General features: G+C 60.7%; 11 protein-coding genes. 1 reads left to right on the top strand and 10 read right to left on the bottom strand.

Going from position 1 to position 12,692, the window contains the following annotated elements:
• Positions 1-2: 2 nt before the first annotated feature.
• The 10 genes from BR41_RS04205 to BR41_RS04160 form a co-directional block, all read right to left on the bottom strand.
• The gene (locus BR41_RS04205; RefSeq protein WP_156970555.1) at positions 3-644 is read right to left on the bottom strand and encodes a pilus assembly PilX family protein; all 642 of its coding nucleotides are present in this window, start codon (positions 642-644) and stop codon (positions 3-5) included.
• Between the two features lie 3 nt (positions 645-647).
• The gene (locus BR41_RS04200) at positions 648-1,925 is read right to left on the bottom strand and encodes a PilW family protein (RefSeq protein ID WP_084186827.1); all 1,278 of its coding nucleotides are present in this window, start codon (positions 1,923-1,925) and stop codon (positions 648-650) included.
• On the bottom strand, positions 1,922-2,362 hold the full coding sequence (locus BR41_RS04195; protein ID WP_051710072.1) for a hypothetical protein: 441 nt from the start codon (positions 2,360-2,362) through the stop codon (positions 1,922-1,924). Before BR41_RS04195 ends, BR41_RS04200 begins: the two co-directional genes overlap by 4 nt.
• An 11-nt stretch (positions 2,363-2,373) precedes the next feature.
• Positions 2,374-2,940: a GspH/FimT family pseudopilin gene (locus BR41_RS04190; RefSeq protein WP_051710070.1), complete on the bottom strand. Its 567-nt coding sequence runs from the start codon at positions 2,938-2,940 to the stop codon at positions 2,374-2,376.
• Positions 2,934-3,410 (bottom strand): type IV pilin protein, encoded by a 477-nt coding sequence (locus tag BR41_RS04185; RefSeq protein WP_035053167.1) that lies wholly within the window; start codon positions 3,408-3,410, stop codon positions 2,934-2,936. The genes BR41_RS04190 and BR41_RS04185 overlap by 7 nt, the downstream gene beginning before the upstream one ends.
• A gap of 232 nt (positions 3,411-3,642) precedes the next feature.
• The gene (locus BR41_RS04180) at positions 3,643-5,253 is read right to left on the bottom strand and encodes a methyl-accepting chemotaxis protein (protein ID WP_035053165.1); all 1,611 of its coding nucleotides are present in this window, start codon (positions 5,251-5,253) and stop codon (positions 3,643-3,645) included.
• 184 nt (positions 5,254-5,437) lie between these two features.
• Entirely contained in the window at positions 5,438-6,409 is a 972-nt protein-coding gene (locus BR41_RS04175) for an aldo/keto reductase (RefSeq protein WP_035053162.1), read from the bottom strand.
• The gene (galK, locus tag BR41_RS04170) at positions 6,406-7,572 is read right to left on the bottom strand and encodes a galactokinase (RefSeq protein WP_245615795.1); all 1,167 of its coding nucleotides are present in this window, start codon (positions 7,570-7,572) and stop codon (positions 6,406-6,408) included. The genes BR41_RS04175 and galK overlap by 4 nt, the downstream gene beginning before the upstream one ends.
• On the bottom strand, positions 7,572-8,618 hold the full coding sequence (locus BR41_RS04165) for a UDP-glucose--hexose-1-phosphate uridylyltransferase (RefSeq protein ID WP_035053160.1): 1,047 nt from the start codon (positions 8,616-8,618) through the stop codon (positions 7,572-7,574). The genes galK and BR41_RS04165 overlap by 1 nt, the downstream gene beginning before the upstream one ends.
• 378 nt (positions 8,619-8,996) lie before the next feature.
• Entirely contained in the window at positions 8,997-10,958 is a 1,962-nt protein-coding gene (locus BR41_RS04160; protein WP_035053158.1) for a beta-galactosidase, read from the bottom strand.
• 680 nt (positions 10,959-11,638) lie between these two features.
• On the opposite strand from BR41_RS04160, the gene BR41_RS04155 reads away from it, so the two are divergent.
• Positions 11,639-12,661: a LacI family DNA-binding transcriptional regulator gene (locus BR41_RS04155; protein ID WP_035053156.1), complete on the top strand. Its 1,023-nt coding sequence runs from the start codon at positions 11,639-11,641 to the stop codon at positions 12,659-12,661.
• The last annotated feature ends 31 nt before the right edge of the window (positions 12,662-12,692 follow it).

The following is a 12,692-nucleotide window of genomic DNA, read 5'->3' as shown; positions in this document are numbered from 1 at the left end:
ATTTAAAAAGCAACGGTTGCTTGGGTAAATGCCTGCGTGCCCCTTGGCCCGTCAACCCTTACACTGATGCGGTATACGATCTGATCACCAGCGGTGACGATTTTCTTGGATACCTCCCCGCCAATGACAGGGGGTGTATTGCCGGCAGGGCGAAAGCTGCAATCGGTATCGGTCGCGATGGATGAATTCATCGTGCTATTGCACATGCGGTCAATCACGTAATAGATCGTGGCCCCACCCGTACCTGTGATTGCCAGACTGGAATTGAGACCGGTCGGTGCCGTACCGGCTGGCGTTGCGAGTAATACATCTGGAATGGCAGATTTAGTGCCGTAGGCATTTGCCGATTGGACCAATTGCACGGCCGAATAATTGCTTGTCGCTAACGCTGTTGTATTGCCAAGCCCGCCACCGATCGCCGTAATTGCTGCATTGATCCCCAGATCAGCCTGATTGGTCAGGTCGCGCTTGAAAGCGAGGTTGCCCGCCGAATATTGAGATGCCTGCACTGAACGCAACATGGCAATGGATGCCGTAAAGATCAACACGATAGCCACCAGCGTGATCACCAACACAACACCCTGCTGGCGCCTGGCGGGGCTGACGACGCGTCCGGGAATGAACAATGATGTGCAGGTAGCCATGATCTAGTTCAGCAGCGTGTTGCGAATCGGGATGCTCGATTCGATGATTCGGTAGCGATAATTCCGTTCGCTGGGATAGGTACTTGGATAACTGGCGCTGAGCGTCTTGCTATAACTTGGTGCCGGATTGCCAGCCGTGAGATCGCTGAACATCGTCAATGGCGATGTGGTGACCTGGGTGTTTTCTGGCGCTGAAGTCCGCAATACCAGGCCAATCCGGATGGCACGGATCTTTTGCAATGCCGCATTGGCAGCAACCGTGCCGGCCAACAGCGCTGCCGGTGCATAAGCGCCGGTAGGCGCAACCCAGGTGATGGCGCTGCCTAATGTTGAAGACGCCGATATGCCGTAAACGGCCCGCATATCGTATATGCCGTCTGCAATCGCCTGGGGCGTGGCGCTCACGGCATTGAGCAGGTCGTAGCTATAGAGCGTGTTTGTGGCATCAAGCCCGACCAACTGGAAGTTCGGCAGATTAAGCGTACCGGCGGTGAGGTTGCCAATATTGAACGCCATGCCGCTTGAACTGATGGCGTTGATACTTGCAGCATTTCCGGAGGTGTACTTATCGGTTCCGCTCGCATGGTAATAACTGCCGCTTAACGGCAATTGATCCGCAGTCGGCGTGCCGCCAATTTGTTCGATATAACACGGTTCGATATTGGTCGTGCTGGCCGTGCTGGCCGGTTGATCAGCCAACAGAATGAGATCGTTGCTGGAAAAGCCGAGCGTGTTGAGTAAATTCACGTTAGGCGCGGCAGCTGCTTTTTTGAAATAGGAATTGACCTCGCCATAACCGGCACTGCCGGACATGACAATGAGGACGTCCGATCCACTGTTACCCACTCCTGAATAGCCGGCACTCGGGACGATAATCACCGGCGCCAGGCGGAATGATCCAGCAGTAGGGACATTGACGATGGCCGGCACTTTGTCAAAAGGAGAGGCCAATGTGGCCGCCGGCAGGATTTGCGTTCCGCCAACCGATGCATTGAGACGGCAGCCATAGGTACTGGCGGCATTGGCGCTGTATCCCGATCCGGCGCTGCGAATCAACTTGTCCAGTTGATAAAGCGCGTAACTGCCAGCCTGATTGACATCGTTGACTGAAGTCGTACTGCGTTTGCGGCCTTCAAATGCCTTCAACACGCCAAAGATGGCTACGGACATGATGAGACTGATGGCAACGACCACCATCAGCTCGACGACGCTGAATCCGCTGGCCCGCTTGGGGTTTTGGGCAGCGTGGGGGAATGGCGGCCTGAAAGGTCTTGAGGTCATGGCAACACCACGACTTGAGTCGTATATGAATCGGTGACCGGATTGGTCGTCCCCTTGGATTTAGGCTCGATCCAGGTGATGGTGATGGTCGCGTTGGTGGTGCCACTGACCGCCACAGTGCTTGATGCATTGGGCAAGCCATTCAGTCCGCTATTGGTTTGCCCGGCGGATGAAGCGCTGTTTAACTGATTCTGCCAGGCAGTGAGCGTTGCAGAAGGCAGAGAAACCGTATGGTTGACCTGCATGATGGCAGCCAATTCATTTGCCAATAGCGCGGCGCGGTTTTTGTTTTCGACAGCGGTCGAAGTGCGCATTGAAGTCGTGAGCGCTGCGACCATGCCGAGAATGGCCAATGAAAAAATCAGCAGGGAAACCAGCACTTCCAGAAGCAATACGCCCTGCTGGGCGTGATATCCGGACTGGAATTGGGATCGCATGGCGGTATTCCTCAGCAGGCCGTCTTGGATGTATCGAGGGCGCATACACGGACTTGCCCGCCAATGGACACACTGACTCGCAGTGGATGATCGCCTTTCTGGCTGGTTACGTCGTAGTTCACGATCCCTGGCGTGGCACAATTTCCACCCGCAGGCGGTGATCCGGTATTGGTCAAATGGCCCATTGAATTGAAACAAACCGATGCAGCGCCGGTGACAGTGATTTTATTGTTTGCCAGCGTGCCGCCTTGTATATAAGTCGCCAGATCACCGACAAATCCGTTTGGAATGACCTGGATAAACCAATTATTGCTATTTGCTGCCGGCACCGGAATTGCCGCATCAGTCGGCACAGAAGCAGCGAGTGAAAATACGACCTGGCGATTCAATCGCGCGGCTTCTACCTTTGCATAGCGAATTTCGTTTTGCAGCGTATCTGCCGCAGTGCGGACCTGCCCGTTTTGAATCCAGGCAGAGAAAGCCGGAAATGCAATCGCCATCAAGATACCCATGATGGCGATAACAATGACCATCTCGATCAAGGTAAAGCCGGTTGAGCGCAAATTGGAGGTCAACACACCGTGGTTCCTTTGGTGGTGGCCCAACAACTGCCGGTAACCGCCGTACTTCCCCAAGCTGGCCCGTATTGGGTTGATTTGGTATCAGTATTGCTGACTGTATAGATAAAACCACTATCCTGACCGGTAGTGGATTTAGCTTGCAGGGTATAGCTGACCGCATCCGATACGGAGCAGGTAATGGCGAAATCACCATATTTGATACCCGATGCACAAGGCGTGGTGAACGTGCCGATACTCAAATAGGTGCGATTATCCTGGAAATACTGTTCCATCTGGGACTGCACGGCAGCGAGGCCATTAATGGCATTCACCAATTTGGAGCGCAACACATAGTCCTGATACCGCGGAATGGCGATGGCCAGAATAATGCCCATGATCGCAATGACGATCATCAGCTCGATCAAGGTAAAACCAGCCTGGGCAGTGGATTGCCTAACATTAACCTTGGCGTTGTAGTAATGTTTCATGGCGATGCTTGCCCTTATCCCGTTTTCGTTCCAATACGTCTAATTTGCCTCCGTTATATCAGCATGTGTAGTGTTCGCCGCATTAGGTCTATTAGCTAAGGTCCATTATTTACACTCTCGTAAATTCATTCAGCCCTACGCCAAACAAAATCACCGATCCAGATACAGTTCAGACAAATACAATGCGGAATATGGATTATTCATTCGTATATATGGATATTTTCCCCATATCTCATAACGCATAAGCGCCAACAACCCGTTTCATCTGATCCGATACCGATTCCAGCCGCGCCGCCAATGCTGCGGCTTGCGTCGAAGCCTTGCTATTCGCCTCCGCCATCTGCGCCACTTTTTCCACTTGCTGGGCGATGGTGGTGGTCGCCGTGCCCTGCTCGCGGATGGCGATGGAGATTTCGTTGACGATTTGCACGCTCTGGCCGGATGACGCGTGAATGTCCGTCATCGACTGCTGCGCGATGCCGGCACCGCTGACGCCCTGCTCCACCTGGGCGATGGCCTCGGCCATGCGGCGCACGGCGTTGCTGGATACCGCCTGAATCGCGCCAATGATCGCGCCGATCTCTACCGTGGCTGCTGCCGTGCGCTCGGCCAGCTTGCGCACTTCATCCGCGACCACCGCGAAACCACGACCGGTTTCGCCGGCACGGGCGGCTTCGATGGCGGCATTGAGCGCCAGGAGGTTGGTTTGATCCGCCACGTCCTTGATCACGTTGACGACAGAGGCGATTTCCTTGCTCTTGATGTCGAGTTGGCTGATCTCGCCGGCGACGGTTTCCACGGCGGCGGCGATGGCGTGGATGTCATTACTGGTCTGGCCGATCACCTGCTGGCCGTTTGCCGCTTTTTGCCCGACCGCACCGGACAGCTCGCTGGCGTCACCGGCTCGTTGCGCCATCTGTTGGATGCTGACGGTGATCTGCTCGACCGATGCCGCCATGTGCGATGACGACTCGCTCTGGGTAGTGGAGCTGCGCGCCACCTGTTGGGATGCGCCGAGCAAGTCGGAGGATGTCTGCGCCACTTCCATTGCGCCATCCCGCAGCGTGCGCAGATTGGTTTGCAAACTGGCGATCAACTGGTTGAACGCCCGCAAGGTGTGGGCAATTTCGTCATTGCCTGAGACCATCGCCCGCCGGTTGAAGTCGAGCGAGGATTCAACGCCGGCGATGGTTTCCCGCGCATTGCGCAGGCCGCCGTCGATCTTGCGATAGATCGCCACGCCCAGCATGCCGACGATCAGCAGCGTGGCCAGCGCAATGCCGATTGCCATCGTGATGGCGCGGGTGCGAGTCGACTGGGCGTCTTTGTCGGCCAGGTTACCGAGGTCGATGTTGTATTGGATATGCGCCGCCAATGCCTGCGCGACCTTGGCGGCGATCACGCCATTGGCGATTGCGGTCTCGCGTGCATCGTCCAGCCGGTAGCCGCGTACCAAGGCGATGACCTTCTCCCGCGCCTGATCGTACTCATGCAGGGCAGCCCGGTTGGCAGCCATGAGCGCGCGATCCTTGGCGTCGGCGATATCGTTCTGCTCGTAGGTTTTCAGTGCGTCTTCGAGCTTGGCGCGGCTGGCGGCGATCAGCGGTTCCAGCTCGGTGCGCTTGGTCGGCCCTTCGGCGATGAGCAACAGCACATTGGCACGGACATCCGCCAAGGCACCCCGGGCGATGTCCAGATCCTTGAGGCTGGGCATGCCCTTCACGGTGTTCGCGCTGGCTGCGGTGTAGACACTGGTGATCTGGTAGATGCCCAGGCCCGCGACCAGCAGCAGGCCGAGCATGGCGGCGGTGATCAGGAGCAGCAGTCGTTTGGCGATTGTCATGGTTTCTCAAATTCCGTGATGTATGGAACGTGCATCGATCTTTGTCCCCTCTCACACTTGTGGGAGAGGGTTAGGGAGAGGGTGCTAAAAAGGACACTGCAATTGGCACGACCCTCTCCCCCGGCCCCTCTCCCACTTTCCCTGAACAAGGCAAAGCCTTGCACGGGATGGGCGAGGGGAGAAATCACCCCTGCCCCAAAACCGCCTCAATCCGCCCCAGCTCTTCGGCCGTAAATCCCAGCCCCCCCAATGCCGCCACGTTATCGGCAATCTGCCGGGTGCTACTCGCGCCGATAATCAAAGAGGTGGTCGTGCGCAGCACCCACGCCAGCGCCATCTGCGCGAGGTCTTGCCCGCGCTCCTGGGCAATGGCGTGCAGCAGGCGGACTTGCTCCAGCCGCGGCTCAACCTTGTCCGGCGTGAGGAAGGGGCTATCGGCATCCATGGCGCGTGAGCCGGCCGGCAGGCCGTTCAGATAACGGTCGGTCAGCACGCCTTGCGCCAGCGGGCTGAAGGCGATCGAGCCGACGCCCTCTTCCGCCAGCACGCCAACCAGCTCCGCCTCGATACCGCGTTCGAACATCGAATAACGCGCCTGGTGGATCAGGCAGGGCGTGCCGAGCTTGCGCAGTACGGCGACGGCCTCTCGCGTTTGTGTGGCCGAGTAGTTGGATAAGCCGACGTACAGCGCCTTGCCTTGGCGCACGGCGGTATCCAGCGCGGACATGGTTTCTTCGATCGGCGTGTTCGGATCGGGCCGATGCGAATAGAAGATGTCGACGTACTCCAGCCCCATGCGCCTCAGGCTCTGATCCAGACTGGCGAGCAGGTTCTTGCGGCTGCCCCAGTCGCCATACGGGCCGGCCCACATCTTGTAGCCGGCCTTGGTGCTGATCAGGATTTCGTCGCGATGCGCCGCGAGCGAGCTGGCGAACACCTGGCCGAAATTGCGCTCGGCGCTGCCCGGTGGCGGGCCGTAGTTGTTGGCCAGATCGAAATGGACGATGCCCATGTCGAACGCGCCGGTCAGCATGGCGCGGATATCCGCCAGCGGCCGGTTGTCGCCAAAGTTGTGCCACAGGCCGAGCGAGATGGCCGGCAGATCGATGCCGCTGCGCCCGCAACGGCGAAATTGCATGGCTGGCGTGCCGCTCATGGCAATGCCCCGGCACCCGCAGAGGCTTGGCACACATAGGCGGTGGCAGCCTGGTCGTCGGCATTGCGGTATTGCGCTGCCACGGCGGCCGTCACCGGCTCGACCAGATCATGCGGGACGAGGGCGACGATGCAACCGCCGAAACCACCGCCCGTCATGCGCACGCCACCGCGTTCGCCAATGACGGCTTTCACGATCTCGACCAGCTGATCGATCAGCGGCACGGTGATCTCGAAATCATCGCGCATCGAGGCATGCGATTCGGCCATCAGCGTCGCCATCGTGGTCATGTCGCCAGCAGCCAATGCCTCGCTGGCGCGGAGTGTGCGGGCGTTTTCGGTGATCACGTGGCGGGCGCGGCGGAAGACGACCGGATCGAGATGCGATTCGGCCGCCAGTAATTGCTGCAAGGTCACATCGCGCAACGCGGATGCGCCGAAGAAGGTGGCGGCGGCTTCGCACTGTTCGCGGCGCAGGTTGTATTCGCTGCCCACCAAACCGCGCTGGATATTGGAGTTGATGATCAGCACCGACGCGTCGGCCGGCATCGCCACCGGGACTGTCTGCAGCGAGCGGCAATCGATCAGCAGCGCGTGGCCGGCCTGGCCGGAGGCGGAGATCAGCTGATCCATGATGCCGCAGTGGCAGCCGACGAATTCGTTCTCGGCCTTTTGCGCATTGAGAGCGTTCTCTTGCGGTGACAGCAACAAGTCATACGCAGCCTTCACCGCCTGCCCCACCGCCACCAGCAGCGATGCCGACGAACTCAGCCCGGTGCCGCGTGGAATGTCACCGCTGATCACCATGTCCAGCCCGCCGAAATCGTGGCCGGCTTGCTGCAGATACAGCACCGCGCCGCGCACATAGGTGGCCCAGAGGTGCTCGGAGTGCGGAGTGATGGCTTCATCCAGCGAGAAGGTATCGCGCTCGCCGCTGTAATCCGCTGCGATCACCTGCACGGTGCGGTCATTGCGCGGCGTGCAGGCGATGGCGGTGTAGAAATTGATGGCGCACGGCAGCACGAAACCATCGTTGTAATCGGTGTGCTCGCCGATCAGGTTCACCCGGCCGGGGGCCTGGATGACGAAGGCCGGCTTGCCGCCGAAATGGAGGGCATGCAGCGCACGCACGCGGCTTTCGGGAGTCAGCATGGAATTCAGCATCAGAGTGCCCCTTGCAGGTAATGGATGTCGCTGGTGGCTTGCAGTCGTTCGGCGGCTTGCTCGGGCGTGATGTCGCGCTGGGCTTCGGCCAGCATTTCGTAGCCGACCATGAACTTGCGCACCGAGGCCGAGCGCAGCAGTGGCGGATAGAAATGCGCGTGCAGCTGCCAGTGCTGGCCGGTATTGCCGGCAACGAAGGGGCGGCCATGCCAGCCCATCGAGTACGGGAAGGAGCACTGGAACAAGTTGTCATAGCGCGTGGTGAGCAGCTTCACCGCCAGCGCCAGATCGCCCTTTTGCGCCGGATCGAGCTGATCCAGATGGGTGATGTGCGCCGCTTTGGGCAGCAGCAGGGTCTCGAACGGCCACGATGCCCAGTACGGCACCACCGCCAGCCAGTGCTCGGTTTCCACCACCGTGCGGGTGCCATCGGCCAGCTCGCGGCGGGCGTAGTCGAGCAACATGGGTGAGCCGTGCTGCGCGAAATAGGCGGCCTGTAATTCATCAGCGGTCTGCACTTCGGACGGCACGAAATTGCTGGCCCACAGCTGGCCATGCGGGTGCGGGTTGGAGCAGCCCATCGCCGCCCCCTTGTTCTCGAACAACTGCACCCAGGCGTATCGGCCCGACAGTTCGTTGAGCTGGTCGCACCACACATCGACCACCCGGCCGAGTGCCGCCAGCGACAACTCCGGCAAGGTCTTGCCGTGATCGGGCGAGAAGCAGATCACGCGGCCGATGCCTTGCGCGCCGGCCGACTGGAACAGCGGATCGTCACTGGGCGGCGGGGCCGGCGAATCAGCCAGCAGCGCCGGGAAATCGTTCTCGAACACCCATGTGTGTTCGTACTGCGGGTTGTGCTCGCCCGTAACGCGCTTGTTGCCGGCGCACAGATAGCAGGTCGGATCGTGGCTGGGCTGGGCGACGACGCTGGGCGCATCCTGCTGGCCTTGCCACGGCCGCTTGGCGCGATGCGGGGAGACCAGCACCCAGCGGCCGGTCAGCGGGTTGTAGCGACGGTGCGGGTGGTCTGCGGGGTTGAACATCTTGGTGCTCCTGAATGAAAAACGGTGGCCGGTGGGGCCGTGAAACGAAGATCAAGAAAATCGGGGGATTGCCGGACACGTACTCAAAGCCTTCAGGTGCAACGCTTAGCGCTGCTATTCCCCCCTTTTTGAAGGGGGGCTAGGGGGGATTTCGACGCCGCATCAAATTTGTACCGACGCCGAAATCCCCCTCGATCCCCCTTCAAAAAGGGGGAGGTGAAAACCTGAAGCGCTTTACGCAAGCAACTCAGCCTCGTAGGGCGGTTTAGGCCTTTGGCCGTAACCCGCCGCTGCATCGGTGGCGCTATCGGCGGTGGCATCGGCGGGTTACGCCGTTCACGGCTAACCCGCCCTACGAGCGTCCTGCGAACAACGAGATCACGCCCGCCAGGCACTCACCTGCCCCTGATCAATCACCGCCCCGCCCAGCACGAACTTCGCATCAGCCGGTGCGGGCACTTCGCAGCGTTGTTCGCCGTAGTTGAACGCGAACGTCACATCGCCACGGCGGCGCAGCCGCAGGCCGTCGGGCAGGCGTTGGGTGGTCAGGCCGGCGGTGCGGGCGGTTTGCTCCAGCCACGCCAGATGCAGGCGCGGCTCGAAGCAGGCGGCGGCGTATTGCACGTTGCGGTGGCCCAGGATCGCCGGCCAATTGTCGTCGAAGGCGGCCAGAATCTGCACTTCGCTGGGGACGTTGCCGGTAGCGCGCACATGCTCGCGCCACTGCACGGCGGTGCCTGCCTCGCCGGCCAGCCAGATCGAGGGCGTGAGCGTCGGGCGCAGCGATTCGACTTCCATGACCTGGATCGGCAGCAGCGCTTGCAGCGGGCCGGGCGGCAGCGTGGCGGGGATGGCGAAATCGCGGGTGCGCGAGCCGGTGCGCGGGCCGAACACCCATTGCGCATCGCTCTGCCGCACGCGCTCGACCATCGCGTCATCCATCACCGCGAGGCTCGGCACGACCACCAGCTTGTAGCCGGAGAAATCGGCGTCACGCGGCAGGATGTCGATGTCCAGCCCGAGTTGCCGCAGCGTGCGGTAGTAGTCGAACACCAGCATCTGGTAATCGAAGGTCTTGCCGTGGCGCTGGATATCGAACAGCCACAGCGATTCGTAATCGAACACCAGCGCGACCTGCGCCTTGGCCGTGACCGGCGCAATCGGGAAACGCTCCAGTTCACGCCCCACTCGCGCCGCTTCTTCGCCACCCGGCGAGAGACCATCGCATGGCAGGTTGAGGCCGGAGTGCAGATGCTCCTGTGCAAACGGCGCTTGCCGCCAGCGGAACCACGACACCAGCTCCGCGCCATGCGCCAGGCCTTCCCACGCCCACAGCCGCACCATGCCCGGCGCCGGGGTCGGGTTCCACGGCCCCCAGTTCACCGGGCCGGCTTGTTGCTCCATCACCCAGAAGCGGCCCTTGCCCACGCCGCGATACAGGTCATGGCTGAAGGCCGATACATCGGGGTGGCCGGTGCGCGCCCAGCGAGCCTTTTCGGCTTCGGAGAACGGCAGCACTTCGGTACGTGCCAGTGGGTAGCTATCCCACGCCGCCACATCCAGCCCGGCCTTGGCGAATTCGTAGTGGTCGAATGCGCCGAAGAAGCCCATGAAGTTGTGCAGCAGATCGCGGCCCGGTGCGTACTCGCGAATGATCTGCGCCTGCAGCTGATGGAAGCTCACCACCTCGGCCGACAAGAAGCGGCGGAAATCCAGCAAATGAATCGGGTTGGCATCGGTTGGCGTTTGTACCGGAAAACCGATCTGCTCGAACGAGCGGTATTCCATGCTCCAGAACACATTGCCCCAGGCGCGGTTCAGCGTGTCGATCTCGCCGTAGCGCTCAGTCAACCAGGCGTGGAAGCGGGCCAATGCCGCCGGGGAATAACTCGGCACGGTGTCATGGCAAGCCAGCTCGTTATCCGTCTGCCACGCCACCACTGCCGGGTGCCGGCCGTAGCGCTGGGCCATGGCAGTGACGATGCGCGTGCATTCGCGCAGGTATTGCGGGTTGGAAACGTCGTAATGCCGGCGCGAACCGAACTTCCATTGCCCGCCATCGGCACGGAACGGCAACACATCGGGATACGCCTTGATCAGCCATTGCGGCGGCGCAGCCGTGGGCGTGCCCAGCACCAGTTTCAGACCCGCATCGGCCAGTATGCCGATGGCGCGATCCAGCCAGCTCCAGTCATAACGGCCTTGATCCGGCTCCATGCGGCTCCAGGCGAATTCGGCGATGCGGACATGCGTGATGCCCATTTCAGCCATGCGGCGGGCGTCGGATTCCCATTGCGCTTCGGGCCAGTGTTCGGGGTAGTAACAAACGCCTACTTGCATGAATTGCTCTCGATTGCTTGGTGGTTGAATAAAAAGCCCGGCGGCCGCAGGAGATCGCATGCGGCACGGAGGAAGTTCGACCGGGGAAATTGGGATGGGGAAATGGGTCGGGAATTGCTGCGGAAAGATTTGAAGCCCCGCTGTTCGGGGGCTGCGTTCAAACGACCGAAGTTGCTGCGACGGAAGCGCTGCAGGTTTTCACCTCCCCCTTTTATGCCTGTGCGAATCAATAGATTCGTACGGCAAAGGGGGATTGTGAGCGTGCGAATCTGTTGATTCGCCCAGCCAGAGGATTTCGACGCCGGTGGAGTTTGAGATGCCGCAGAAATCCCCCCTAGCCCCCCTTCGAAAAGGGGGGAACGAGCGCAGTGAACGTTTTGAATGCTGCGGCTTCGAGACTGCGCAGCCCCTATCCCCTCGCCCATCCCGTGTAAGGCTTTAGCCTTGTTCAGGGAAAGTGGGAGAGGGTTAGGGTGTAGAGAAGGACTATGCACGTGGCACGACCCTCTCCCCCGCCCCCTCTCCCACAAGTGTGAGAGGGGAGAAGACCTGAGACCGCGCCTTGAATTTAAGCGCTCAAATAAGAACCCCAGAAAAACAGTCCAAAGTGATAGCATCGACGCCGCCCACACGTCGGCAGGCGCGCATGGCCCATCCTTCACCTCAGATGCAAAGCAAACATGGTCACACTGGCTGAAGTAGCAAAACACGCAGATGTCACGCCCGCCACGGTTTCCAACGTGCTGCGCAATCGCGACAAAGTGCGGCCGAAGACGGTTGAGCGCGTGCTCGCGGCGATCAAGGAATTGGGCTACCGGCCGAACCTGACGGCACGGGCGTTGGCAGAGGGGCGCAGCGCCACGCTGGCATTGATGGTGTCCAACATCGCCAACCCGTTCTACCCGGAGTTCGTGCTCGAAGCCGAACGGGCGGCGCGGCGGGCGGGACAGTTCCTGCTGGTCTGCAATACCGATGACGACGCCGAGACCAGCCGTGCCTACCTCAACCAGATTGCCGGCACCCTGGCCGAGGGCGTGCTGGTGATGAACACCGAGCTGGACATGGCCGAGCTGTGCCAATCCGCTGCCGGCGGCACGCCGCTGGTGCTGTGCATGTGGGAGAACCCGGCCGAACCGCCGACCGATCTGCCGTGCGTGGCGGTGGACTTCCCGCTGGCGGGGCGACTGGCGGCCGAGCATCTGCTGACGCTCGAGCATCGTGACATCGGCATCATCGTCGGCAATGGTTGCGGTGGGTTGCAATCCGCCCGTTACCAAGGTTTCTTGAACGCGCTGACCACAGCCGGTGTGACCCAGCCCGAGTCGCGCATTGTCGAGGTGCAGGACACGCTCGACGAAGGCTTCAAAGCCGCCACGACTTTGCTTGAAAACGACCCCAACATCACCGCCCTCTTCGCCACCAACGACCTGATGGCCATCGGCGCGATGCAAGCCGCGCTGGTGCTGGGCAAGCGCGTGCCGGAAGACGTCTCCGTGATCGGCATTACCGATATCGCGCTGGCGCATCAGATGCGGCCGTCCTTGAGCACCGTCGCCATCGACACCCACGCCATCGCCGGCGAGTGCGTGAAGCTGCTGCTGGAGATCATCAAAGACCCCGGCAACGGCCCACGCATGGTGCTCGCCCCGGCCCCGCAACTGGTCGCCCGGGATTCGACCGGCCCCGCTCCACGCCCCATTTGAATCCGGGGCGAGAACGCGAAACGGAAGCGCA

Origin of the sequence: Andreprevotia chitinilytica DSM 18519, assembly GCF_000711875.1 — a bacterium.
GTDB lineage: Bacteria > Pseudomonadota > Gammaproteobacteria > Burkholderiales > Chitinibacteraceae > Andreprevotia > Andreprevotia chitinilytica.
Note: the sequence above shows the minus strand (reverse complement) of the source record. Positions and strands in the feature narration are given on the sequence as shown.

What these genes read in the sequence shown, in the direction of transcription:
- BR41_RS04205 (WP_156970555.1), bottom strand. Translation starts at nt 644, where the DNA reads ATGGCTACCTGCACATCATTGTTCATTCCCGGACGCGTCGTCAGCCCC.
- BR41_RS04200 (WP_084186827.1), bottom strand. Translation starts at nt 1,925, where the DNA reads ATGACCTCAAGACCTTTCAGGCCGCCATTCCCCCACGCTGCCCAAAAC.
- BR41_RS04195 (WP_051710072.1), bottom strand. Translation starts at nt 2,362, where the DNA reads ATGCGATCCCAATTCCAGTCCGGATATCACGCCCAGCAGGGCGTATTG.
- BR41_RS04185 (WP_035053167.1), bottom strand. Translation starts at nt 3,410, where the DNA reads ATGAAACATTACTACAACGCCAAGGTTAATGTTAGGCAATCCACTGCC.
- BR41_RS04180 (WP_035053165.1), bottom strand. Translation starts at nt 5,253, where the DNA reads ATGACAATCGCCAAACGACTGCTGCTCCTGATCACCGCCGCCATGCTC.
- BR41_RS04175 (WP_035053162.1), bottom strand. Translation starts at nt 6,409, where the DNA reads ATGAGCGGCACGCCAGCCATGCAATTTCGCCGTTGCGGGCGCAGCGGC.
- galK (WP_245615795.1), bottom strand. Translation starts at nt 7,572, where the DNA reads ATGCTGAATTCCATGCTGACTCCCGAAAGCCGCGTGCGTGCGCTGCAT.
- BR41_RS04165 (WP_035053160.1), bottom strand. Translation starts at nt 8,618, where the DNA reads ATGTTCAACCCCGCAGACCACCCGCACCGTCGCTACAACCCGCTGACC.
- BR41_RS04160 (WP_035053158.1), bottom strand. Translation starts at nt 10,958, where the DNA reads ATGCAAGTAGGCGTTTGTTACTACCCCGAACACTGGCCCGAAGCGCAA.
- BR41_RS04155 (WP_035053156.1), top strand. Translation starts at nt 11,639, where the DNA reads ATGGTCACACTGGCTGAAGTAGCAAAACACGCAGATGTCACGCCCGCC.